The sequence below is a fragment of the Methylomusa anaerophila genome (assembly GCF_003966895.1).
GTDB lineage: Bacteria > Bacillota > Negativicutes > Sporomusales > Sporomusaceae > Methylomusa > Methylomusa anaerophila.
The window spans coordinates 3927809-3948237 of sequence record NZ_AP018449.1; the positions used below are offsets into that span (position 1 = coordinate 3927809).

The 20429-nt window shown below is 42.2% G+C and carries 27 protein-coding genes; all 27 read left to right on the forward strand.

Annotated elements, in window-relative coordinates; all coding sequences use genetic code 11:
• Entirely contained in the window at positions 1 to 342 is a 342-nt protein-coding gene (locus MAMMFC1_RS17770) for a DUF1292 domain-containing protein (RefSeq protein ID WP_126309794.1), read from the forward strand.
• Between the two features lie 331 nt (positions 343 to 673).
• Complete coding sequence (gene mltG / locus MAMMFC1_RS17775; RefSeq protein ID WP_232035510.1) at positions 674 to 1630, forward strand: endolytic transglycosylase MltG; 957 nt, start codon at positions 674 to 676, stop codon at positions 1628 to 1630.
• 1 nt (position 1631) lies between these two features.
• Positions 1632 to 2252, forward strand: coding sequence for an O-methyltransferase (locus tag MAMMFC1_RS17780; RefSeq protein ID WP_232035511.1), 621 nt, complete (start codon positions 1632 to 1634; stop codon positions 2250 to 2252).
• A gap of 1 nt (position 2253) precedes the next feature.
• On the forward strand, positions 2254 to 3495 hold the full coding sequence (locus MAMMFC1_RS17785; protein ID WP_126309796.1) for a peptidase U32 family protein: 1242 nt from the start codon (positions 2254 to 2256) through the stop codon (positions 3493 to 3495).
• A gap of 10 nt (positions 3496 to 3505) precedes the next feature.
• On the forward strand, positions 3506 to 3736 hold the full coding sequence (locus MAMMFC1_RS17790; protein ID WP_126309797.1) for a DUF4911 domain-containing protein: 231 nt from the start codon (positions 3506 to 3508) through the stop codon (positions 3734 to 3736).
• 208 nt (positions 3737 to 3944) lie between these two features.
• Positions 3945 to 5528: a peptidoglycan D,D-transpeptidase FtsI family protein gene (locus MAMMFC1_RS17795; RefSeq protein ID WP_232035512.1), complete on the forward strand. Its 1584-nt coding sequence runs from the start codon at positions 3945 to 3947 to the stop codon at positions 5526 to 5528.
• A 97-nt stretch (positions 5529 to 5625) separates the two neighbouring features.
• Positions 5626 to 6087 carry a type II 3-dehydroquinate dehydratase gene (aroQ, locus tag MAMMFC1_RS17800; protein WP_126309799.1) on the forward strand — a complete coding sequence of 154 codons (462 nt, stop codon included), beginning with the start codon at positions 5626 to 5628 and terminating at the stop codon, positions 6085 to 6087.
• A complete protein-coding gene (locus MAMMFC1_RS17805; RefSeq protein WP_126309800.1) occupies positions 6084 to 7151 on the forward strand; it encodes a M24 family metallopeptidase in 1068 nt (355 codons plus the stop codon). The genes aroQ and MAMMFC1_RS17805 overlap by 4 nt, the downstream gene beginning before the upstream one ends.
• A 46-nt stretch (positions 7152 to 7197) precedes the next feature.
• A complete protein-coding gene (gene efp / locus MAMMFC1_RS17810) occupies positions 7198 to 7755 on the forward strand; it encodes an elongation factor P (RefSeq protein WP_126309801.1) in 558 nt (185 codons plus the stop codon).
• A gap of 115 nt (positions 7756 to 7870) precedes the next feature.
• Positions 7871 to 8365, forward strand: a complete 495-nt coding sequence (locus tag MAMMFC1_RS17815; protein WP_126309802.1) for a CD1247 N-terminal domain-containing protein — start codon at positions 7871 to 7873, stop codon at positions 8363 to 8365.
• Between the two features lie 175 nt (positions 8366 to 8540).
• Positions 8541 to 9557 carry a stage III sporulation protein AA gene (spoIIIAA, locus tag MAMMFC1_RS17820; protein ID WP_126309803.1) on the forward strand — a complete coding sequence of 339 codons (1017 nt, stop codon included), beginning with the start codon at positions 8541 to 8543 and terminating at the stop codon, positions 9555 to 9557.
• Positions 9548 to 10069 (forward strand): stage III sporulation protein AB, encoded by a 522-nt coding sequence (locus MAMMFC1_RS17825; protein WP_126309804.1) that lies wholly within the window; start codon positions 9548 to 9550, stop codon positions 10067 to 10069. Before spoIIIAA ends, MAMMFC1_RS17825 begins: the two co-directional genes overlap by 10 nt.
• Positions 10070 to 10107: 38 nt before the next feature.
• Entirely contained in the window at positions 10108 to 10305 is a 198-nt protein-coding gene (gene spoIIIAC, locus MAMMFC1_RS17830) for a stage III sporulation protein AC (protein ID WP_126309805.1), read from the forward strand.
• Positions 10306 to 10319: 14 nt separating this feature from the next.
• The gene (gene spoIIIAD, locus MAMMFC1_RS17835; RefSeq protein WP_126309806.1) at positions 10320 to 10706 is read left to right on the forward strand and encodes a stage III sporulation protein AD; all 387 of its coding nucleotides are present in this window, start codon (positions 10320 to 10322) and stop codon (positions 10704 to 10706) included.
• Positions 10707 to 10718: 12 nt separating this feature from the next.
• On the forward strand, positions 10719 to 11885 hold the full coding sequence (spoIIIAE, locus tag MAMMFC1_RS17840) for a stage III sporulation protein AE (protein WP_126309807.1): 1167 nt from the start codon (positions 10719 to 10721) through the stop codon (positions 11883 to 11885).
• 36 nt (positions 11886 to 11921) lie between these two features.
• The gene (spoIIIAF, locus tag MAMMFC1_RS17845; protein ID WP_126309808.1) at positions 11922 to 12527 is read left to right on the forward strand and encodes a stage III sporulation protein AF; all 606 of its coding nucleotides are present in this window, start codon (positions 11922 to 11924) and stop codon (positions 12525 to 12527) included.
• A gap of 15 nt (positions 12528 to 12542) precedes the next feature.
• Complete coding sequence (locus tag MAMMFC1_RS17850; protein WP_126309809.1) at positions 12543 to 13148, forward strand: hypothetical protein; 606 nt, start codon at positions 12543 to 12545, stop codon at positions 13146 to 13148.
• A 9-nt stretch (positions 13149 to 13157) separates the two neighbouring features.
• Positions 13158 to 13718: a SpoIIIAH-like family protein gene (locus MAMMFC1_RS17855; RefSeq protein ID WP_232035513.1), complete on the forward strand. Its 561-nt coding sequence runs from the start codon at positions 13158 to 13160 to the stop codon at positions 13716 to 13718.
• Positions 13719 to 13980: 262 nt separating this feature from the next.
• Positions 13981 to 14367 (forward strand): Asp23/Gls24 family envelope stress response protein, encoded by a 387-nt coding sequence (locus tag MAMMFC1_RS17860; RefSeq protein ID WP_126310731.1) that lies wholly within the window; start codon positions 13981 to 13983, stop codon positions 14365 to 14367.
• 27 nt (positions 14368 to 14394) lie between these two features.
• Positions 14395 to 14937 carry an alkaline shock response membrane anchor protein AmaP gene (gene amaP, locus MAMMFC1_RS17865; protein ID WP_126309810.1) on the forward strand — a complete coding sequence of 181 codons (543 nt, stop codon included), beginning with the start codon at positions 14395 to 14397 and terminating at the stop codon, positions 14935 to 14937.
• Positions 14938 to 15340: 403 nt separating this feature from the next.
• Entirely contained in the window at positions 15341 to 15568 is a 228-nt protein-coding gene (locus MAMMFC1_RS17870) for a DUF2273 domain-containing protein (RefSeq protein WP_126309811.1), read from the forward strand.
• A gap of 252 nt (positions 15569 to 15820) precedes the next feature.
• Positions 15821 to 16234 carry a transcription antitermination factor NusB gene (nusB, locus tag MAMMFC1_RS17875; protein WP_126309812.1) on the forward strand — a complete coding sequence of 138 codons (414 nt, stop codon included), beginning with the start codon at positions 15821 to 15823 and terminating at the stop codon, positions 16232 to 16234.
• Entirely contained in the window at positions 16231 to 17211 is a 981-nt protein-coding gene (locus MAMMFC1_RS17880) for a tRNA (adenosine(37)-N6)-threonylcarbamoyltransferase complex transferase subunit TsaD (protein WP_126309813.1), read from the forward strand. The genes nusB and MAMMFC1_RS17880 overlap by 4 nt, the downstream gene beginning before the upstream one ends.
• A gap of 328 nt (positions 17212 to 17539) precedes the next feature.
• Positions 17540 to 18775 (forward strand): exodeoxyribonuclease VII large subunit, encoded by a 1236-nt coding sequence (xseA, locus tag MAMMFC1_RS17885; RefSeq protein WP_126309814.1) that lies wholly within the window; start codon positions 17540 to 17542, stop codon positions 18773 to 18775.
• Positions 18744 to 19034 (forward strand): exodeoxyribonuclease VII small subunit, encoded by a 291-nt coding sequence (gene xseB, locus MAMMFC1_RS17890; protein WP_232035514.1) that lies wholly within the window; start codon positions 18744 to 18746, stop codon positions 19032 to 19034. Before xseA ends, xseB begins: the two co-directional genes overlap by 32 nt.
• Before the next feature lie 2 nt (positions 19035 to 19036).
• Positions 19037 to 19924: a polyprenyl synthetase family protein gene (locus MAMMFC1_RS17895; RefSeq protein WP_126309816.1), complete on the forward strand. Its 888-nt coding sequence runs from the start codon at positions 19037 to 19039 to the stop codon at positions 19922 to 19924.
• 10 nt (positions 19925 to 19934) lie between these two features.
• Complete coding sequence (locus MAMMFC1_RS17900) at positions 19935 to 20393, forward strand: divergent PAP2 family protein (protein WP_126309817.1); 459 nt, start codon at positions 19935 to 19937, stop codon at positions 20391 to 20393.
• The last annotated feature ends 36 nt before the right edge of the window (positions 20394 to 20429 follow it).

Below are 20429 nucleotides of genomic sequence, written 5' to 3' on the forward strand. Positions count from 1 at the left end.
ATGGCTGATATGGAAAAAGATGACGTTGTGGATATGGATGGAGAACCAGTTATTGTTATGACCGATGAGGATGGAAACGAATACTACTATCACGAAGAAATGATCATACCAATTGGCGAAAAAAAATATGCCATTTTAGTGCCAATCGAAGTTGATGAAGATGGTAATTGCGGATGCCATGATGAAGGATGCGATTGCTGCGGTGAAGCGGAAGAAACAGATGTTTTCATCGCCCGAATTGACTTAGAGGATGGGGAAGAAGTATATGTAGACCCAACGGATGAGGAATTTGAGCAAGTTCGCCAAGCCTATGAAGAAATGATGTTTGAAGACGAAGAGTAAAAGATAGAAGCATAGAAGCCGTCAAGGCTTCTTTTTTTCTGACTATATGGAACGCATTGAAATATATCCGGGTTTAGTAGGAAGGCTTCGCCGCTGTCGCTTAACCTCAGCTTATCCTAATACCCGGATGTAAAATTTTAATGCGACATATATAGTTTGATCAAGGTGCAATTTTGTAATATAATGTTGTCACATTAATCTAGAATCTAGAATCTATAATCTACAATTTAGTTTCTATAATTATGGGGGAATTCTAATAATGAAAATATTGTTGCCTTTTGGAGTACCTAACAGGTATAAAATATATTTTGCCATACCAGCAGCACTGTTAATGTTAATTTCTAGCATACTATATGCTTGTTCAATGATCCTGCCTGTCTCATCGGCTGCACACGAGCCGATTATTATAAATATTGAATCCGGCATGTCAACTCAAGACATTGGACAATTATTATATAAACAGAGACTGATCCGAAGTGTATTTGTATTTCGGATTGCCGCAAAATTGGAGAAACTTGAAAATTCTCTTCAAGCTGGCGAGTATGAACTGAGTCCGAATATGTCGATTAATAAAATTGTTTCAACGTTAGCCGCAGGCCAGAACGCCTATCAAGAGGTTACTATTCCGGAAGGATATACCGTAGATCAGATCGCCGCCTTACTGAATGAAAAAAATTTGGTTAAAGCGGACCAATTTAAGTCGTTAGCCAAAACTTTTGCACCGTACCAGTATATGACAGCTAATCCTTTAATCCAGTATCAAGCAGAAGGGTTTATCTTTCCTGATACTTACCAGATTGCCAAAGGTATGACGGAAGAACAAATTCTAGCAATGATGGTAAAACAATTCGATACTAAATTTACCGCTGCTATGCGGGAGAAAGCGGAAGAAAGAGGTATGACCATAAGAGAGGTAGTTATTTTGGCATCTTTAGTCGAAAAAGAGGCTAAATTAGAGCAGGAGGGACCTATAATAGCCGGTGTATTTGCCAATAGGGTAAAACAAGGAATGCCTTTGCAGTCTTGCGCTACTATACAATACATTCTTGGATACCCGAAGCCTGAACTTACAATTGAGGATACCCAAATCCCTTCCCCTTACAATACTTATCAGAATATGGGATTGCCTCCCGGACCGATTGCCAATCCCGGAATGACGGCAATAAGAGCTGTGCTTAACGCTAATGGCACAGAGTATTTGTATTTTGTGGCTGACAAAAACGGCAAACATCATTTTAGCAAGACATATGAAGAACACCTGGCTGCAATTGAACAGGTGCAAATGTAAAATGAATAAAAGCGAAGAAATAGTTGCCGCAATGGAAGACTATGCCGTCCGGTATAATGTACCGATAATAACCAAAGAAGGAGTTGCCTTGCTGGCGAAGACAGTCATTGAACGGCAGCCTTGTTCCATTTTGGAGATCGGTACTGCAATCGGCTATTCCACTTTGCATATGGCATTAAATCAGCCGGCGAACGGGCGAATTGCAACGATTGAAATAAATCCGGCGCGGATCGAACTTGCCCGGAATTATTTATTTGCTGCCGGAATTATCGATAAAGTTGATTTGCTGTTAGGTGACGCCGGGGATATCATCCCCCGGCTTGATTCTGATTTTGACATGTTATTTATTGATGCCGCTAAAGGGCAATATCTGGATTATTTAAATAAGGCAACCCCCATGCTATTGCCAGGGGCAGCAATTGTTACAGATAATATCCTGTTTCGCGGCTGGGTTTACGGGTCAAACCAGGATACTCCTAGACGATTCCGAACAATTGTAAAAAGACTTAGAGCTTATCTTGACTTTATTATGAATGATAGTCGCTTTGACACAACGATATTCCCTGTCGGCGACGGCGATGGTATGGCTATTTCCTACTATAAGGGAAAGGAGAAAAACTAGGATGAAGAGGCCGGAACTGCTTGCTCCAGCGGGAAATATGGAAAAACTTAGAATGGCTTTAATTTATGGTGCGGACGCAGTCTATATGGGAGGCAAATCATTTGGATTGAGAGCATTCAGCGACAACTTTGAGTTATTTGAACTGGAAGAAGGGATTAACTTTACCCATTCTTTAGGAAAAAAGGCGTATATTACCGTAAATATTTTCCCTCATAATGATGATTTGACTGAGTTGCCCGGCTATATCCGCGCAATTGCCGGTTTTGGCGCCGATGGAATAATCGTTGCCGATCCTGGAGTTTTTCGCATGGTCAGAGTTAATGCTCCAAATCTTCCGATACATATTAGTACTCAGGCTAATTCCACTAACTGGTCTACTGTGGTATTTTGGGAAGATTTGGAAGCTCACCGGGTTGTACTGGCGCGTGAACTTTCTTTCGCTGATCTAAAGCTGATTCGGGAAAAAACCAAAATAGAATTAGAAGTTTTCATACATGGCGCTATGTGTATTTCATATTCAGGAAGGTGTTTATTGAGCAACTATTTGGCCGCTCGTGATGCCAATCGCGGCGAATGCGCCCAGCCTTGCCGCTGGAAGTATTATCTAATGGAAGAAACCCGGCCGAATCAATACTATCCGGTGTTGGAAGATGAGCAGGGAACATATATTTTTAATTCGAAAGATTTATGCCTTCTTAAGCATATTCCGGAGCTTATAACCGCTGGGTTAAATAGTTTTAAAATTGAAGGCCGTATGAAAAGTGTTCACTACGTAGCTACTGTTGTCAAAGTTTATCGGGAAGCTATTGATCAATACATGAAGAATCCCAATAATTTTCAAATTAAACCGGAATGGCTCGATGAACTGAATAAAATTTCCCACCGGGATTATACGACTGGTTTTTTTTTAAAAGAAACATCTGAGAATACCCAAATTTATGGTACTTCCAGTTACAAACAGAGCCATGATTTTATCGGGTTGGTTAAAGAATATAATCCTGCCACCAAAAGGGCGGTTATTGAGCAGCGAAATAATATAAAAGTTGGTGAAACCATTGAAATAATGCAGCCAGGTAAGCCAAAATTTATTCAAGAGATCCAGGCCCTGTTTGACGAAGATGGCAATCCCATTGCTGTGGCTCCACATCCGCAGCAGATTATTTCGATGCCTGTTGCGCAGCCAGTAGTTCCGTATGCAATGCTTCGGCGGGAAGTGAATAAAAAAAACTATAACGAGTTGTAGGTGTTAAAATATGAAACAGTTTGACTGTTCAATAATGATTCGTGTCGAGCCCAGGGATGTTAATTTTGTAAATCAAATCATGGAAGGATATGAATACCTCGGTGTCGTCAGTACTATAAATCGTGCCGAAGGGATATTGGTTGTCAGGGTCACACCGGACACTGTAAATGATGTCCGCCGGATATTATCCACTCTTCCTATTAATGTTAAAGACGTTAAAGATGTTAAAGATATAAAATAGCTGGAACAGTTAATTAGTATAAGGTATCCTGATATAATGCCATACTATTTATGCTTGATAACTTGCTAATACATGGCTATTTCTTATACGATCAAGCAAAACGGGGTGCAAGGGTATGGCAATTTCCAATTCCCGCATTGAAAAGCTTGCTATATTTTTTTTTATTTTATCTGTATTATTGCTTGTCAGATTATTTTATTTACAAATTATGTCTGGGCATCAGCTGGCGCTTGAGGGATTAAGCATCAGGACGCAGGAAGTTCCCATAAGTATTGCCCGGGGAGAAGTGCTGGACAGAAATAGGTATCCGTTAACCAATACGTCTGTTAAGCATAGTGTTTTGGTTTTTCCTTCGCAATTATCGCCCTCAGTGGATTACGTCGACCAATTAGCCGGAGTAACATGGCTTTCCAATGAGGACAAATTTAATTTGGAACGAATTGACAGCCATGTACCTCCATTTCGCTTACAGAATGGAGTTGACTCCCGCACAGCTGCCAAGATTAATAACTTGGGTCTGCCAGGGATCATAGCTATAGCAGAAAGTAAACGTTATGGCAACTATGCACTGGCAGCTCACATAGTTGGATACATAAATACTACTGACAACAAAGGCGTCAGTGGTATTGAAAACATGTATGACGATTTTTTACGCGACAATCAGCCTGAGTATATTGCCGCCCTTGTCGATGCGAGTCAACAACTCATACCCGGTCTCGGATATAAAAGAGTAAAATTAGATTCCGGCGCTAGCCATAATAATATTATTCTTACTATTGACAAACAGGTTCAGCAGCGGGTGGAAGAGATTATGGATCGAACTATTGCCAAGGGCTCAGTGATAATATTAAAACCCAGTTCAGGAGAAATTCTGGCAATGGCATCCCGACCAAACTTTGATGCCGATCATTTGAGTGATTATTTACAAAATCCATCTGCGCCGCTGTTAAATCGTACTGTTGTCGCATACCCGCCCGGATCAGTGTTCAAACTTGTAGTTGCCGCTGCTGCTTTGGAAGGCAAAATTTTTAAACCTGATGATAAATTTTTTGATGCCGGGTATATTGACGTAAATAACGTACGATTTCAGGGATGGGATTACGAACAAGGACCGCGAGGAAAGATGACATTTACCGATGCAGTGGCCTATTCAAGTAATCCAATATTAATTCAAATTGCCCTGAAACTTGGTGCTGAAAAAGTCATGAGCATGGCGAAAAAAATGGGATTTGGCCAGCGAACAAAGCTCAATTTCTACGGAGAAGCTGAAGGAAATCTGCCGGAACTTGCCGAACTGTTCCCTGCTGACTTGGCTAATCTTGCTATTGGTCAGGGAGTCTGTGAGGCTACACCGTTACAAATAGGACAAATGATAGCAACAATCGTTAATGATGGAGTCAGGGCAGACCCTTACATCGTCAGCATGATTACCGCTCCTGACGGTTCAATCGTAAAAAAGTATCGCCAGGATATGTTTTCCGGTCAACGGGTCATTTCCAGGGAAACTGCCGAAAAATTAAAAGAAATGATGGCTGCCGTAACCCGGTATGGTACCGGAAAAGCAGCATATGTAGAAAATGATGGTTCAGGAGGAAAAACAGGTTCAGCAGAAACAGGGCGAATAGATTCAGCGGGTAAAAGTATCAGTCATGCATGGTTCGCGGGGTATACGCCTTTGGCTCATCCTCAATACGTTATTGTAGTATTTATAGAGGAAGGGATGTCGGGCGGCAATGTTGCAGCACCGGTATTCAAGGAGATTGCTAGTGAACTTATGAAGCTTAATCCTTAAAATTCTAACGTAATTCTAACGTAGTCAAAATATAAAAATTATGCTAAAATGTAAAAGTTAGAATATATACCCGTCAATTCGTTGGAGATGATCATAGATGGAAGAAGAAAAAAAGCGGCAAGTGCTGGTCATTCACGGGCCCAACCTAAATCTGTTGGGTAGGCGTGAACCCCATGTTTACGGGAATATTACACTTGATACAATCAATACTAAGTTAGCCGAAAAAGCAGAACTGCTAAATCTAAACGTGTCAGTTCTCCAAACTAACCACGAAGGGGTTATGGTAGAGGAAATCCAAAAGGCGGAAGGCAGATTTGACGCTATTATCATAAACCCTGCCGCTTTTACTCATTACAGCATTGCTGTTCGCGATGCCTTAGCCGCCGTGAACGTTCCGGCTATTGAAGTTCATTTGTCAAACATATATAAACGGGAAGAATTTCGTCACCATTCAGTTATTTCGCCTGTAGCTGTTGGGCAAATTGCCGGCTTTGGCGCCGAGAGCTACATAATGGCTCTCTATGCCGCCGATTGTTTAATAAGGGGAGATAAGGCATGAATCAACGCTTGCTCAAACTGAATCAACTGCGAGATAAACATCAACTTGACATTGTGCTTGTCAGCAAGCCGGAAAATAGGCGTTATTTCAGCGGATTTCGCGGGTCGGCCGGTATACTGGCGATAAGCCGGAACACCAAAACACTGGTTACAGATTTTCGCTATATTGAGCAAGCAAAGATCCAGGCACCGGACTATAACATTATTAAACACGGAGTATCGGTGTTTGAAACTTTGACTCAAATATTGGGAGAGATGGCAACCAGTCCTGCGCGTATCGGTTTTGAAAGCGATTTTGTTACTTGGGAAGTACATAGCAAGTTACGTGAAGTTTTTCCTAATGATGAATTAATTCCGCTTAAACTTGATCTCCTTCGAATGGAGAAAGACCCGGAGGAACTTGGTTTAATTCAACAGGCTGTCGCTATCGCCGACAAGGCATTTAGCCATATTTTAGAGTATATCAGGCCGGGGGTGTCAGAACGGGATATTGCGTCTGAGCTTGAACATCATATGCGCGGACTTGGCTCTGAAAAGCCGGCTTTCGATACCATCGTAGCCTCTGGCTACCGCGGGGCATTACCTCATGGTCAGGCTTCAGATAAACATATCAAAACCGGGGATTTTGTGACCATGGATTTTGGCGCTGTTTATCAAGGGTATCATTCAGATATCACCCGAACGGTAGTTGTAGGAAAGGCGAATGATAAACAACGTCAGATATATAAAACCGTTTTAACTGCTCAAATTGCCGGAATTAAGGCGGTAATTGCCGGAAAAACCGGCAAAGAAGTAGATGCGGCGGCAAGAAAAATTATCCATGATGCCGGCTACGGTGATTATTTTGGGCATGGTTTGGGGCACTCGCTGGGATTGGCCATTCATGAAGACCCGCGACTTTCACCCAGCGGCGCTATTCCCCTTGCGCCCAATATGGTGGTAACGGTTGAACCGGGGATTTACCTGCCGGAATGGGGTGGCGTTCGGATTGAGGATGTTGTTGTAGTTTCTGCGTCCGGCTGTAAAATATTGACTGGCAGTAATAAACAACTTATAGAATTATAGAATTATAGAATTATTGTAGTTAATATAATAATGGGGAGGCTATTGAATGATTTCCAGTAATGATTTTCGTACAGGTGTAACCATCGAAATTGACGGCGACGTATGGCAAGTCGTTGATTTTCAGCATGTTAAGCCAGGCAAAGGAGCCGCTTTCGTTCGGGCAAAATTAAAGAATGTACGTACCGGCGCTGTCGTTGAACGTACCTTTAATGCTGGTGAAAAACTTCCCAAAGCACATGTGGAGCGCCGGGAAATGCAATTTTTGTACGAGAGTGACGACATGTTTAATTTAATGGACAACGAAACTTTTGAACAAATCTCTTTGACGGAAAACCAGTTAGGGGATGCCAAAAAATTCTTAAAAGAAAATATGAACATTGCTGTCCAATTTTTTCAAGGGATAGTAATTGGCGTTGATTTGCCTATGTCAGTTGAGCTAAGAGTAGTTGAAACAGATCCTGGTATCCGTGGTGATACCGCCACCGGTGGTACAAAACCGGCAAAATTAGAGACCGGCCATGTGGTACGAGTACCCTTGTTCATCGAAGTTGGCGAAGTTCTTAGAGTGGATACGCGCACCGGCGAGTACATAGAAAGAGCATAACCGTGCCCTATTGATAGGCCCCCATTTTAGTTATGATTTAGGCTGCTTTGGACATACTACATTTAGTAAGTAGTAGCCACAGCTAACATAGCGAAAAGGGGGGTTGTTTACTATTATGGGAAATATGAAAGAAAGAGTAGCTTATCTTCAAGGTTTAACAAAGGGACTTAATGTTAATGAGCAGTCGGCAGAAGGAAAACTACTGCTCAATATTATCGATGTATTGGATTCATTTGCCGAAGAAGTATATAATGTTAATCTTGCCCAGCGTGAGTTGGAAGAGTACGTAGAATCGATCGATGAAGACTTAACTGGACTGGAAGAACAGCTATATGACGAAGATTGTGATGGTGTTGATGAGGTTGATGATGACACTGATGATGAAGCCTATGATGATGAAGCCTATGATGACGACGATATGGTCGAAATGGCCTGTCCTTCCTGTCACGAGTTGGTCACTTTTGAATCAAACATTTTAGATGAAGAAGAGGACATAGAAGTAACCTGTCCATACTGTGGACAAGTGGTATACGATAATGCCTTGGACATTGCCGATACCGGCACGCGCGTGATGCGGGACTCAAATCATATTATGCATCCTGGAGTCTAAGGGAATCTTCTTGATGTATCCCGGAATATTCCGGGATTTTTTTTGGGTATTATTTATAACCGCTTCGCGTTTTTCTTAGGTATAAAGTTGAATTTTTAACATATCTATGTAAAGAAAGAACAATAAATAAATTTGTTTAATGTAGTAAGTTAGTATATTTTTAGGGTGGAATAAAATGGAAGATTTCCGATCGACAGTTAAAATTCAAATATGCTCCGTTCTAGCGCCCCGAATAGCCGAAATAGTTGAGAAGTTGCGAGATAATGTTTTATACAAAATATCTGAGATACGGCTTAGAGTAGGGCAACCGCTATTAATAGTGCTGGATACTAAAGATATCATGGTTGGTTTAGATGGCCAACCGGTTGTTAGCTTGGATAAAGCATATCATTGCAGTAACGACGACATAAAGAGAACATTTCAGATGATTAGCAGAAATTCATTATATGCTTTAGAAGAAGAATTACGATCAGGGTATGTCACAATATCAGGTGGACACCGGGTTGGGTTAACTGGACAGGCAATTATGGAAAACGGCAATTTAAAAGCTATGAAACATATCAATGCACTAAATTTCAGAATTGCCAGAGAAATCCCTGGCAATGGGGAAAACATCATTCATTACTTATTAAGAAATAAAAAACAAGTATTGAATACGCTTATCATTTCTCCACCACGTTGTGGTAAAACAACATTGCTAAGAGATTTGATCCGTTTGATAAGCATGGGTGTACCGCAGCTTAATTTTATTGGTGTTCAAGTAGGCATAGTTGACGAACGTTCGGAAGTAGCTGCTTGTTGTGATGGCGTGCCAAGTTTTGATTTAGGGCCGCGAACTGATGTACTGGACGCCTGTCCCAAGGCCGGCGGCATGCTAATGCTCATTAGAGCTATGTCGCCGGCCGTCATAGCAACCGATGAATTAGGCCGGGCGGAAGATGCCGAGGCAGTAAAAGAAGCCGTTAATGCGGGCGTGAGTGTAATCGCGTCGGTTCATGGCTACGATGTGGAAAATATCCGCTGCCGCCCATACGTTAGCCAATTGATCGAAGAGAAGGTGTTTCACCGCTATGTCGTTCTTAGCAGCCGCCTCGGGCCGGGTACTATTGAAAAAATCATTGATGGTAAAGCAGAACAAATATTATTTGACGGCCGGAGCGGGAGCGGAAATGAGGTAAAAATATGTGGTTGAAATTACTAGGAAGTATTTGTGTTATCATGGCAGGTTCAGGACTTGGTTTTATAATTGCTTCCCGTTATATTGAGCGTCCCAAACAAATTCGGCAAATAGTAAGCTGTATAGCATCGCTTCAATCCTATATTACCTACGCCGCCTACCCATTACCGGCGGCGTTAGTCCAATCCACCAGCGGTATTAGAGGACCTATCGCGATATTATTTCAAAGGATGTCCGATGTATTAGAAAATAGCAGATGGCTGTCACCGCGCGAAGCATGGAATCACGTTACAGAAGAAATAGGAGAGCAGCTTGTTTTAAAAAGACCCGAGAGGGAAGTACTTGAAGTATTCTGCGCCAATCTGGGTTCAATGAATCGGGAAGAACAGCAAAAGTTCCTAAACATGGTGCGAGAACAATTAATTGGCATACAAAATGAGGCTGAATCAACTTGCCGACAGAATGTCAAAATGTATCGATATTTAGGAGTATGCGGCGGATTGGCAGTGGCAATTGTTTTGCTTTGATTTGCCTACGCCTTATGTTTGTGGGAGGGAGCAAAGATATGGGACTAGATATCTTGTTCAAAATTGCCGGTGTGGGGATTTTAGTTTCAGTCTTCCATACTGCATTGAAACAAGCCGGAAAGGAAGATATGGCACACTTGTGTACTTTGGCAGGTTTTTCTTTGGTTTTGCTATGGGTTGTACAACTGCTGGGGAGGCTGTTTTCCACCGTGCAGGATGTATTTAAGCTGTTTTAAGGAGTACAAGTATCATGGAAATAATTCAAATTATTGGACTTGGCTTTGTAGTAACTTTACTGATATTGATCGTTAAATACCAAAAACCTGAACTGGCAGTGCAGCTAAGTCTTACATTAGCGACAATTATTTTTCTGATGGTATTAAGCAAACTGCAAGTCGTGCTGGAGTTGTTCAGGGATTTGGCGGAAAAAGCCAATATCAGTCAAATATACTTAAATACGATACTAAAAATTATAGGAATTGCCTACGTAACTGACTTTGGCGCTCAAGTATGCAGGGACGCCGGTGAAGGAGCCGTTGCGGGTAAAATTGAATTTGCCGGTAAAATACTCGTAATGATTATGGCCATTCCTATTATTGCTCTCGTATTGCAGACGATTACACGACTCATTCCATAAGGTGGAATATATGTGAAAAAGCAAGTCCTAATCATTTTGTTTATGCTTTTCTTCAATTCCGGCGCCTGGGCAGCGACACCCGAAACACCCGCTTCAGAGCTCCCTATGGATATGCTTGACGGTACTTCCATAGCAAACATAAACAAATTCATTTCAAATATAAATAATGAACTGAATACCGGTCTTCCTCTGCTGAATACCGATATCATCAAAGAAATAGCTGCCCAAGGACTTTCTTTAGATTGGAAATTGGTGTGGTATAAGGCGTTAAACTATCTATTCAAAGAACTGGCTGTTAATATGAACTTAATGGGGAAACTTCTCTTTTTAGCTGTTTTATGTGCATTATTACAAAATTTACATAGTTCTTTTGAGCATTCCACCATGTCTATGTTAGCTTATTGTGTTTGCTTCATATTTCTTGCAGTTATTGCCTTAAATGCTTTTCACCAGGGAATGACGCTGGCCAAAGATACGGTAGGAAATATGGTGGGATTCATGGAAGCATTACTACCCCTTCTTTTATCCTTGCTGGCAGGGGTTGGGGCTGTTACATCCGTGGCGCTGTTTACTCCCCTTATGCTGCTGGTGGTTAGTGTTATGAGCCTAGTTGTAAAAGATGTGATTCTACCGTTATTATTTTTATCGTCCGTTCTGGAATGTGTAAACTATCTAGCCGGTAAATACAGGATGAGTAACCTCAGCGGAGTTATAAAACAGTCTGCGCTGGTGCTTCTTGGCCTTTCCATGGTAATTTTTATCGGCATCATCACCATTCAGGGAGCAGCAGGCAGTGTAGCAGATGGATTAACCCTGAGAACGGCCAAATACGCAACTGCTACATTTATTCCCGTAGTGGGAAAAATGTTTGCCGATACAGTTGAACTGGTTATGGGGGCATCATTGTTGCTAAAAAATGCCGTCGGTGTATTTGGTGTAATGGTAATTATGACGTTGTGCGCCTTACCGCTGATAAAACTTTTGTCTCTTATTATCATGATCAAAATTGCCGGTGCGCTTATCCAGCCCATGGGTGATGAAAACATGGCCAAGTGCCTTGACGGCATAGGAAACAATTTCCTATTAGTATTTGGCGCTTTATTGACAGTTGCCTTAATGTTTTTCTTAGTTATTACTATGGTTATAGGCACCGGCACCATGACGATGATGCTGCGCTAATTATTGCAATTTACTGCCGGTTGAAGGGGAATTTCAATGATGGCTTCAGTAACTCAGTGGGTAAAAAGCATAGTGTTTGTAGTGATGTTTGCCGCTTTTCTTGAAATATTGCTGCCCAATAACAGTATGCAAAGATTTGTAAGAGTCATTACTGGGCTTTTTATTATGCTAACGATTTTAAATCCTATTATTGATTTGATTGATAGTGGCATAAATATACGGCAAATTCCGGCTCTTAGCTCGCAAGCAGATAGTATGGACGGCGCCGTTTCCCATGCTGTCAATTATGCTAGCCAAAAACGAGAACTAATAGCAAGAGAAATGTATAGTAAAGATTTAGCAAAGCAGATAAGAGCTACTGTTTTAGCTGTGGCTGGAGTTGCTGACGCCAAAATAGAGGTAATTTTACAAGAAGAAATTGAGTCCCAAAAAACAGCACTTATCCAACAAGTTATAGTGTACATTCAGCCGGGAATTATGGCGGCAGACCGGAAGGTCACAAAAGTAGCAATCGGTAATCAAGATTTGAGTGAAATAGGGAATAGGGCATTATCAGATCAAGTTAAGGATAAGGTAAGACATACTATAGCTGAATTATACCAGTTACGCCAGGAACAAATCGATATAAGGCAAATGAATTGAGGAGGAATTTTGAGTATGGCTGCGTTGGGAACAGCAATACAAGATTGGTTATCGCAAGCAAAAAAAATTACTAAAGGCGGTAATATCAATTTTCGACTTATTCTCTTAGGAGTCATAGGAATTATTTTACTGTTGGTAAGTGGTTTGCTTGAATCGCCGCAAACGAAAACTAAAATACCGGTGGTCCTGCCAAATGAGAGTGCTAAAACGGCAGTGGGAAACAGGAGCTTTGAAGAAGCTATGGAAGCTAAACTGGCTAATACATTGGCGCAAATTAAAGGAGCCGGGACAGTCTCGGTAAGCATAACCTTAGAAAGCAGCGGTATGTCGGAACACGCCAAAAATGTTACCAGAGAAACAAAGGTCATACAGGAAAAGGATACAGCGGGAGGGATACGGACTACTACTGAAACGAAAGAAACCGAGCAGATTTTACTCAGTAAGGATAACGGCAACGACCATCCTGTCATGGTACGGGAGTCCAAACCGGTAATAAAAGGAGTTTTGATTGTAGCCGAAGGAGCAAACGATTCGAATGTTAAAGCTAATATTACCAAGGCCATTGAATCAGGACTAGGCGTACCGTCCTATAAAGTTACTGTGTTACCACAAAGAAGATGAGGTGGAATTATGAAAATAACGTCAGTAATCTCAGTAATCTCAGTGTTATCTTTGCAGAAGGTTGGAAAAATAGCTGTGCAAGTAGTATCATTTTGTATAACTTTAATGATAGTTTACTGGTCGTGGGTCTATTTTCTGGAGTATCAAGAAGCAAAAGCAAACCGGTCAAATGCTATGCAAGTCAGTAATCCTGTTGTCCATGAACAGATCATCCCCATAACTACGCCTGATTTTTTTACTGAATACCGTTTAGAGCGCGATAGAATACGGAGTGAACGAACTGATGTATTACGTGAAATAATAAAAAACGCTAAATCCGAAGAAGCAAAACAGCAGGCACAAGATGCTATTTTAAAAATGACGTTGGAAAAAAAGCAAGAGTCCGAAATGGAAAATTTAATTAAAGCTAAAGGCTTCGGTGATGCCTTGGTGTTCACCCAAAACAGTTCTGCAAGCGCGGTGGTCAAGTCGTCATCATTATCAAAAGAAGAAGTGATTCAAGTTGCAGAAGTCATTAGCAGGATTGCCGGTATAAAACCAGAGGATATTACGGTGAGTGCAAAACCATGATAATAAGTCTAATAATTAACCTTTGATGGTGTTGAATAAAGGCCGCAAAGGTTAATTTTACATCTATGGCATCTATGGCATCTATGTGATTATATCCAACGATTGTACAACAAATCACTTAGAAATCTTAATCAGACAATTTGTAAAAATGGTAAAAGCTTGGTATAATATTAAAGTTATAAGAGATATAATTACTAATTTAGTTTTTAATAAATAATAAATGAATATATATGGGGGGGTTGGTGTGGAAAAGCGCGATCATATGGACAGAGCCGCTGAACATAATGACGTTGGTTCTATCCGAATAGCTGATGAAGTTGTTGGAATTATTGCGGGTCTTGCTGCCACAGAGGTACCGGGAGTAGCCGGAATGAGTGGCGGTTTGGTCGGTGGTATAGCTGAAATGCTGGGAAAAAAGAACCTTTCCAAAGGGGTTAAAGTCGAGGTCGGCGAGCGGGAAGCGGCTGTTGACTTGTATATCATTGTTGAATACGGTGTACGAATACCGGATGTTGCGCTGCGGGTGCAAGAAAATATTAAGCGCGCCATTGAATCGATGACCGGGTTAGACGTTGTGGAGGTCAATATTCACGTGCAGGGTGTCGGGTTTGCTCCAGAAGATAAAGAAGAGGACATTCGGGTAAGATAGAAGTATGCATTAGAAAGAGGAGTAATTATGGGAATTATTGATCGAGTAATTCTGTCAATTTATACTTTTTTATTAACCTTCTTGTCCCTGGGCGTAATTTTGCTGTCTTTACGCCTGATTTCCTTGGATTTAGTGTGGACAACCCTTGCTTATATATACGGTCACTGGGAAACAGCCCTCGTTGGAGCGGTGTTTTTCCTTGTCAGTATTCGACTACTGCTATCAGGTCTTCGTTCCCAAAAGGATAAAGACGCGATTATACACCACAACGATATGGGAGACATACATATTTCTCTTGATGCCGTGGAAAATTTAGTGGAGAAAGTTGCCAGGCATATTCGTGGTGTTCGCGGGGTTAAGGTTCAGGTGAAGGTTGCCGGCCAGCAAGAGATAAAAGTGCACATGAAGGTTGCTGTCAGCCCCGAAAGCAATGTTCCTACCGTTACATCGGACATTCAGACTCGTGTCCACGAATATGTAAAAAATACAGTAGGCGTGGAATTAGCTGATATCCGTATCGTGGTTGAGACCATATCCAATGAATTTAAAGTTAGGCATAGGGTTGAGTGATTTAATAAAAAAGATATCAAATGCCACGAACTGCTTAGAAATCGTCAGATACCGTTGCATACGAAAAAAACTTATTGCAGTGAAGTTTTGCTAATCACGGTTCGACTATCATAGTCAGACCGTAGGCACGACGACGATTCTGATTTCGTTGGCTTAGCATAATAGTTTGTGCGGGGACCTCACGGAGGCGTACTGGGGGTCCGCACAGACTACTTAGGAAAAGGCTAACTAGGCCAGAACGGTTGGAGTGAGGACCGCAGGAGCACGATTCTGATTTCGTTAGCGTTATCAACGCGGGATAACTTGTCGCAGATAACAGCAACGCAGTTGGCGCGGCGCCGCAGATGGCGGTTTATAAGCAGTTCCCTACTTAAGGTGAATAGTTACAAAAAGGAGTGGCATCATGAACTCTAAGCTCTGGACAGAGATTTGGCAGCAACACAGTGGGAAAATTCTCGGAGTCACTTTTGGCCTCGTAATCGGTATACTTGTAATTACACTTGGTTTTTTCCGTACTTTGTTCGTGCTGCTCTGTGTAATTGCCGGCTATGTTATAGGGAAACGCATTGATGAAAAAGAAGATATTATGCAAATATTGGATAAGTTATTGCCACCTGGTTATCACCGGTAATAGAGACTGGTTCAAAACGCCTATCTGCTTCGTTGCATGGGATTTCGAGGTCCTCAACGTACACAATTCGTACGCCTCCGGCCTCGGAATCCCATGCGCCACGGTCTGTTAATGCCAACTTATCTATACCAGATAAGTAATCGGCACGATGCAGTTCCTATGCAACGGTGCATCTAAACATTTTGAACCAGCCTCCCTAAATTAAGGTTGCGTGTTTTTAAAACACGCTCAAATAGTGAAAAGAGGGACATTATGAGCCGCAGAAAGGCGCGGGAGATGGCGATACAAGCCTTATTTCAGCTGGATTTTAATCCTGATGTGAGTGAGGACGAGGCGTTGGAGTCCGTTTTTGCTGAACGGGATGATGTAACTGATAAAGCTAAAAAATATGCTAAAATCTTGATTGACGGCACTATTGCCAATAAAATCGCTATTGACGCCTATATCGCTAACGTTTCCAGGGAATGGAAGATAGAACGTATGGCTGGAGTCGACCGTAATATTGCCAGAATGGCAATTTATGAAATGCAATTTAGTCCGGAGCCATTACAACCCGGGGTGGCGATTAACGAAGCGGTAGAAATTGCTAAAAATTTTGGGACGGAAGATTCCGGAAGATTTATCAATGGAATCTTAGGTACGTTGGTGAAGAACAAAAAAATATGAGTTATGTATTAGGAATAGACACCAGTTGCTATACTACCTCGATAGCAGTGCTCAATAAGACGGGCGAATTGGTGGGCGAGGCCCGTAAATTATTGTTGGTAAAAGAAGGCCGGCGAGGTCTGCGACAGTCGGAGATGGTTTTCCAGCATACTAAAAATTTGCCGGCGTTGTTTGAAGAAGTATGTTGTAAGTTCCACCAACCCGCAGATTTAGTTGCAATTGGCGTAACCGGATACCCCAGGCCAATTCCAGGTTCCTACATGCCGGCTTTTTTAGTTGGTGACAGCTATGCGCGAGTGCTGGCCAAAATGTTTGCTACCCGTCTTTATCGCCTAAGCCATCAGGAGAACCACATATTTGCCGGCATATGGTCCGCAGGCGGGCCGCAAGTTAATGAATTTCTCGCTGTCCATTTGTCTGGCGGCACAACAGAAATTGTCCACGTAAATTCAGACAACAGTTCCGGAGCGGGAATATCACTTACACTACTAGGCGGTAGTAAGGATATTCACGCCGGACAGTTTGTTGACCGGGTTGGTGTAGCGCTGGGACTTCCCTTTCCAGCCGGTCCATATTTAGAACAACTGGCCTGTAAAGGACGTGGGTCGGCAGCAGCTATACCGATTTCGGTCCAAGGGCTTGCGGTTAGTTTTGCCGGTCCGGAAACTTCTGTCCGCAAACTAATAGATCAAAAAACAGCCGCTGCCGAAATAGCCGCCGGAGTTGAGTTGTGCATTGCCCGCTCAATAGCCGGGTTATTGTTGAATGCTATTAAACAGACAAAGGTTGGCCACATTCTGATGGTGGGCGGTGTTGCTGCTAACCAATTTATCCGGGCGTTTATTGCTGAGCACGTTGCGGCCAACGGAAATTCCCGGCTTTATTTTCCTGAAGCCGGTTATAGCCCCGATAACGCGGTGGGAGCAGCTTATTTTGCATTAAAACAACTTCACCAGTACAGTTCATCCGGCATATAATACACAAACTCCAGCTGCCGGAGGTGACATAAATGTGGCCGTATGCTTTGGGAGGTGCTCTATTGGGAGCGATCATTGGTCATATCGTTCCCCCGGGATATATTTTCTGGTTTATAGTAGGTGCAGTCAGCGGTTTAGCGGTTTGCAAGTATATGAACCATAGGTTTTAATAAAAGATGATTATTATATGAAATTGAAATTTCTTGAAATTTCATCCAGACTTTTGTCTGGTTTTTTTTACTCATATAGGTTATTATTATTTACAGTGTAAACTGCCAATTAGCTGTTGAACCTTAAAATAAAATAAATGTATCATTTTAGGAGTACCATGAGCATATATAGTGTAAGCGAAATTACTAAATACATAAAAAACTGTTTCGAGCGGGATGCAGTGTTAGCATCAGTCTTTATACGCGGCGAAATATCCAATTATAAATATCACCATTCAGGTCATTGTTATTTTTCACTGAAAGATGCCAGTGCATCAATTCGTTGTATAATGTTCAGAAGTCAGGCCCAGTATCTAAAGTTTGAACCCCGCAACGGCTTAAAAGTAGTGGCTTATGGGCAAATATCAGTCTTTGAGCGGGACGGTCAGTACCAGTTGTATGCCGGACAACTCATACCGGATGGTATCGGCGATCTTTCGCTTGCATTTCAACAGCTTAAAGAGAAGCTTGCCAATGAAGGATTGTTTCTGGAAGAACGCAAGAAACGGCTTCCCCTCTTACCCAAAGCCGTTGGTGTGATTACATCCCCTGCAGGTGCTGCCCTCAGAGATATAATTACAGTCTCTAAACGTCGTCATTCTGGAATTCCCTTGGTATTATTTCCTGTTCAAGTGCAGGGTCCAGACGCTTCTCTCCAGATTTCACAGGCTATTGACAAAATGAATATATGGGGACAGGTAGATGTTATCATCGTGGGGCGTGGCGGCGGCTCAATGGAAGAATTGTGGGCTTTTAACGAAGAGCAGGTGGTTCGGGCAATTGCTGGGTCTACCATACCAATTGTAGCCGCTGTCGGTCATCAGACCGATTATACGCTGGCGGATTTTGCTGCTGATTGTAGGGCCGCCACTCCCTCGCAGGCTGCCGAATTGGTCATACCGGATGTGCAAGAATTATCGCGTTATATTTATACTTTGATAAGCTCCCTTGAAGTCAATATGCGGGGGCAGGTTAAACACTACAGGAATGTGCTAACGAAACTAACCGATAATCGAGTATTTAACCAACCGAAAAAAATGTTAGTGGGAAGACAGCAGTTACTTGACCAATATATTGAACGCATGACTAATGCAATAAAGTATACCCTAGTAAATAAACAGCACTCTTTTCATATTGCGGCCGAAAAACTGTCAATGCTAAATCCTTTGGCTGTTTTATCCAGGGGTTACAGTATTACCAGAAATGCCGGGGGAGAGGTAATACGCAGTGTGGATCAAATAGTGCCGGGACAGTATCTTGAAATCATCTTGAAACAAGGGCAAATTGATGTGAATGTACTTAGTGTTAAGGAGGTCCAAACATTTGAGCAAGACAAGCAAGAACAAAACTTCTGATAGCGGAGCCGTAGATCTTGAAAATAATGTATGTTTTGAAGAGGCTCTTGGCAAATTAGAACTAATCGTAAAGCAATTGGAAACGGGAGACTTAGCGTTAGAAGAGTCACTAGCAGTATTTTCCGAGGGAATATCTTTGTCCAAGATCTGCCTAGATAAGCTGAACGCGGTCGAAACCCAAATCGACCTGATTTTGCAGGAAGAGCAGGGGAGATTGCTTACCCGGCCATTACAATTGACGGAGGACAGTAAAGATTAGATATGAATAGTTCGCTTGTGCAGTATTGTCAGGAAAAACAATCAATTATCGATCAGGCACTGGAAAAATATTTTCCGGATAAAAATGTTTATCCGCCGATATTATTTGAGTCAATGCGCTACAGTCTGTTAGCAGGAGGAAAACGGTTGCGTCCCATTATGTTGATGTCTGCTGCTGACGCTGTGGGTGGAGAAGGTATTAGATACATACCGGTAGCCTGTGCTATAGAAATGATTCACACTTACTCTTTAATACATGATGATTTGCCGGCCATGGATAATGATGATTACCGGCGTGGTAAACTTACCAATCATAAAATTTATGGCGACGGAATGGCGATACTTGCCGGCGACGGTTTATTAACCGCGGCATTTGAAGCTATGCTTCAACAGGAGAATGTTGCTGCTGATGTTCTTTTAAGCGTAGTGCGGGAAATTGCGACGGCGGCCGGTGCATGGGGAATGGTTGGAGGGCAGGCGGTTGATCTAATATCCGAAGGAAAAAATATTGATGCGAATACCTTAAAATTTATGCACAAGGCTAAAACCGGCGCGTTATTTAAAGCTGCCTTGAGATCAGGCGCAATATTGGCTGGAGGAAGTCAACAGCAAATTCAAGCATTAACTCAATATGCGGAATGGTTTGGTTTAGCCTTCCAAATTACCGACGACATTTTGGATGTTGTTGGTTCGCAAGAAACAACCGGTAAACCAATTGGCAGCGATATTCGCAATCAAAAAGTCACATATGTTTCTCTCTATTCCCTTGAAGGAGCAAAAAAAATGGCGGGCACAGCTGTTGAAAACGCTGTGGCCAGCTTGGTAGGGTTTGGTTCAAAAGCAGAATTTTTGCGGCATTTGGTTCAATACCTTCTAACAAGAGAAGCTTGAGGTGTTCACTATGACCGACCTGTTCCTGGCAATTGGGAAAAATATTGTCTTACTTTCAGCAACCACTGCTTGGTTCACAGCCCAGATTTTAAAAGCGCTGACCTCTTACTGGCGTCACGGCGAGTTTAATGCTGAGCGCCTGGTGGGCGCAGGGGGAATGCCTAGTTCCCATACGGCTTTGGTTGCAGGCCTTTCTTCCAGTATTGCATTTCATGACGGGATTGATTCGCCCCTTTTCGCATTATCAATTGTACTGGCCGGTATTGTGATGTATGATGCTGCAGGTGTGAGAAGAGCCGCAGGCAAGCAAGCCAAAGTAATCAATAAATTGGTGCGGGAAATGCGCGTAGATCATACGGTCAAAGATACCCGGTTAAAGGAACTGCTGGGACATACGCCGTTGGAAGTTCTGGCGGGCGCCATTCACGGATTTGTTGTGGCCTATGGCTTTTATACTTTTTATAGATGATGAAATAAGTCTAAAATATGTTATAATATTACTTAG

Coding starts and splice junctions, on each gene's coding strand:
- MAMMFC1_RS17770 (WP_126309794.1), top strand. CDS start 1: ATGGCTGATATGGAAAAAGATGACGTTGTGGATATGGATGGAGAACCA.
- mltG (WP_232035510.1), top strand. CDS start 674: ATGTTAATTTCTAGCATACTATATGCTTGTTCAATGATCCTGCCTGTC.
- MAMMFC1_RS17780 (WP_232035511.1), top strand. CDS start 1,632: ATGAATAAAAGCGAAGAAATAGTTGCCGCAATGGAAGACTATGCCGTC.
- MAMMFC1_RS17785 (WP_126309796.1), top strand. CDS start 2,254: ATGAAGAGGCCGGAACTGCTTGCTCCAGCGGGAAATATGGAAAAACTT.
- MAMMFC1_RS17790 (WP_126309797.1), top strand. CDS start 3,506: ATGAAACAGTTTGACTGTTCAATAATGATTCGTGTCGAGCCCAGGGAT.
- MAMMFC1_RS17795 (WP_232035512.1), top strand. CDS start 3,945: ATGTCTGGGCATCAGCTGGCGCTTGAGGGATTAAGCATCAGGACGCAG.
- aroQ (WP_126309799.1), top strand. CDS start 5,626: ATGGAAGAAGAAAAAAAGCGGCAAGTGCTGGTCATTCACGGGCCCAAC.
- MAMMFC1_RS17805 (WP_126309800.1), top strand. CDS start 6,084: ATGAATCAACGCTTGCTCAAACTGAATCAACTGCGAGATAAACATCAA.
- efp (WP_126309801.1), top strand. CDS start 7,198: ATGATTTCCAGTAATGATTTTCGTACAGGTGTAACCATCGAAATTGAC.
- MAMMFC1_RS17815 (WP_126309802.1), top strand. CDS start 7,871: ATGGGAAATATGAAAGAAAGAGTAGCTTATCTTCAAGGTTTAACAAAG.
- spoIIIAA (WP_126309803.1), top strand. CDS start 8,541: ATGGAAGATTTCCGATCGACAGTTAAAATTCAAATATGCTCCGTTCTA.
- MAMMFC1_RS17825 (WP_126309804.1), top strand. CDS start 9,548: ATGTGGTTGAAATTACTAGGAAGTATTTGTGTTATCATGGCAGGTTCA.
- spoIIIAC (WP_126309805.1), top strand. CDS start 10,108: ATGGGACTAGATATCTTGTTCAAAATTGCCGGTGTGGGGATTTTAGTT.
- spoIIIAD (WP_126309806.1), top strand. CDS start 10,320: ATGGAAATAATTCAAATTATTGGACTTGGCTTTGTAGTAACTTTACTG.
- spoIIIAF (WP_126309808.1), top strand. CDS start 11,922: ATGATGGCTTCAGTAACTCAGTGGGTAAAAAGCATAGTGTTTGTAGTG.
- MAMMFC1_RS17850 (WP_126309809.1), top strand. CDS start 12,543: ATGGCTGCGTTGGGAACAGCAATACAAGATTGGTTATCGCAAGCAAAA.
- MAMMFC1_RS17855 (WP_232035513.1), top strand. CDS start 13,158: ATGAAAATAACGTCAGTAATCTCAGTAATCTCAGTGTTATCTTTGCAG.
- MAMMFC1_RS17860 (WP_126310731.1), top strand. CDS start 13,981: ATGGACAGAGCCGCTGAACATAATGACGTTGGTTCTATCCGAATAGCT.
- amaP (WP_126309810.1), top strand. CDS start 14,395: ATGGGAATTATTGATCGAGTAATTCTGTCAATTTATACTTTTTTATTA.
- MAMMFC1_RS17870 (WP_126309811.1), top strand. CDS start 15,341: ATGAACTCTAAGCTCTGGACAGAGATTTGGCAGCAACACAGTGGGAAA.
- nusB (WP_126309812.1), top strand. CDS start 15,821: ATGAGCCGCAGAAAGGCGCGGGAGATGGCGATACAAGCCTTATTTCAG.
- MAMMFC1_RS17880 (WP_126309813.1), top strand. CDS start 16,231: ATGAGTTATGTATTAGGAATAGACACCAGTTGCTATACTACCTCGATA.
- xseA (WP_126309814.1), top strand. CDS start 17,540: ATGAGCATATATAGTGTAAGCGAAATTACTAAATACATAAAAAACTGT.
- MAMMFC1_RS17895 (WP_126309816.1), top strand. CDS start 19,037: ATGAATAGTTCGCTTGTGCAGTATTGTCAGGAAAAACAATCAATTATC.
- MAMMFC1_RS17900 (WP_126309817.1), top strand. CDS start 19,935: ATGACCGACCTGTTCCTGGCAATTGGGAAAAATATTGTCTTACTTTCA.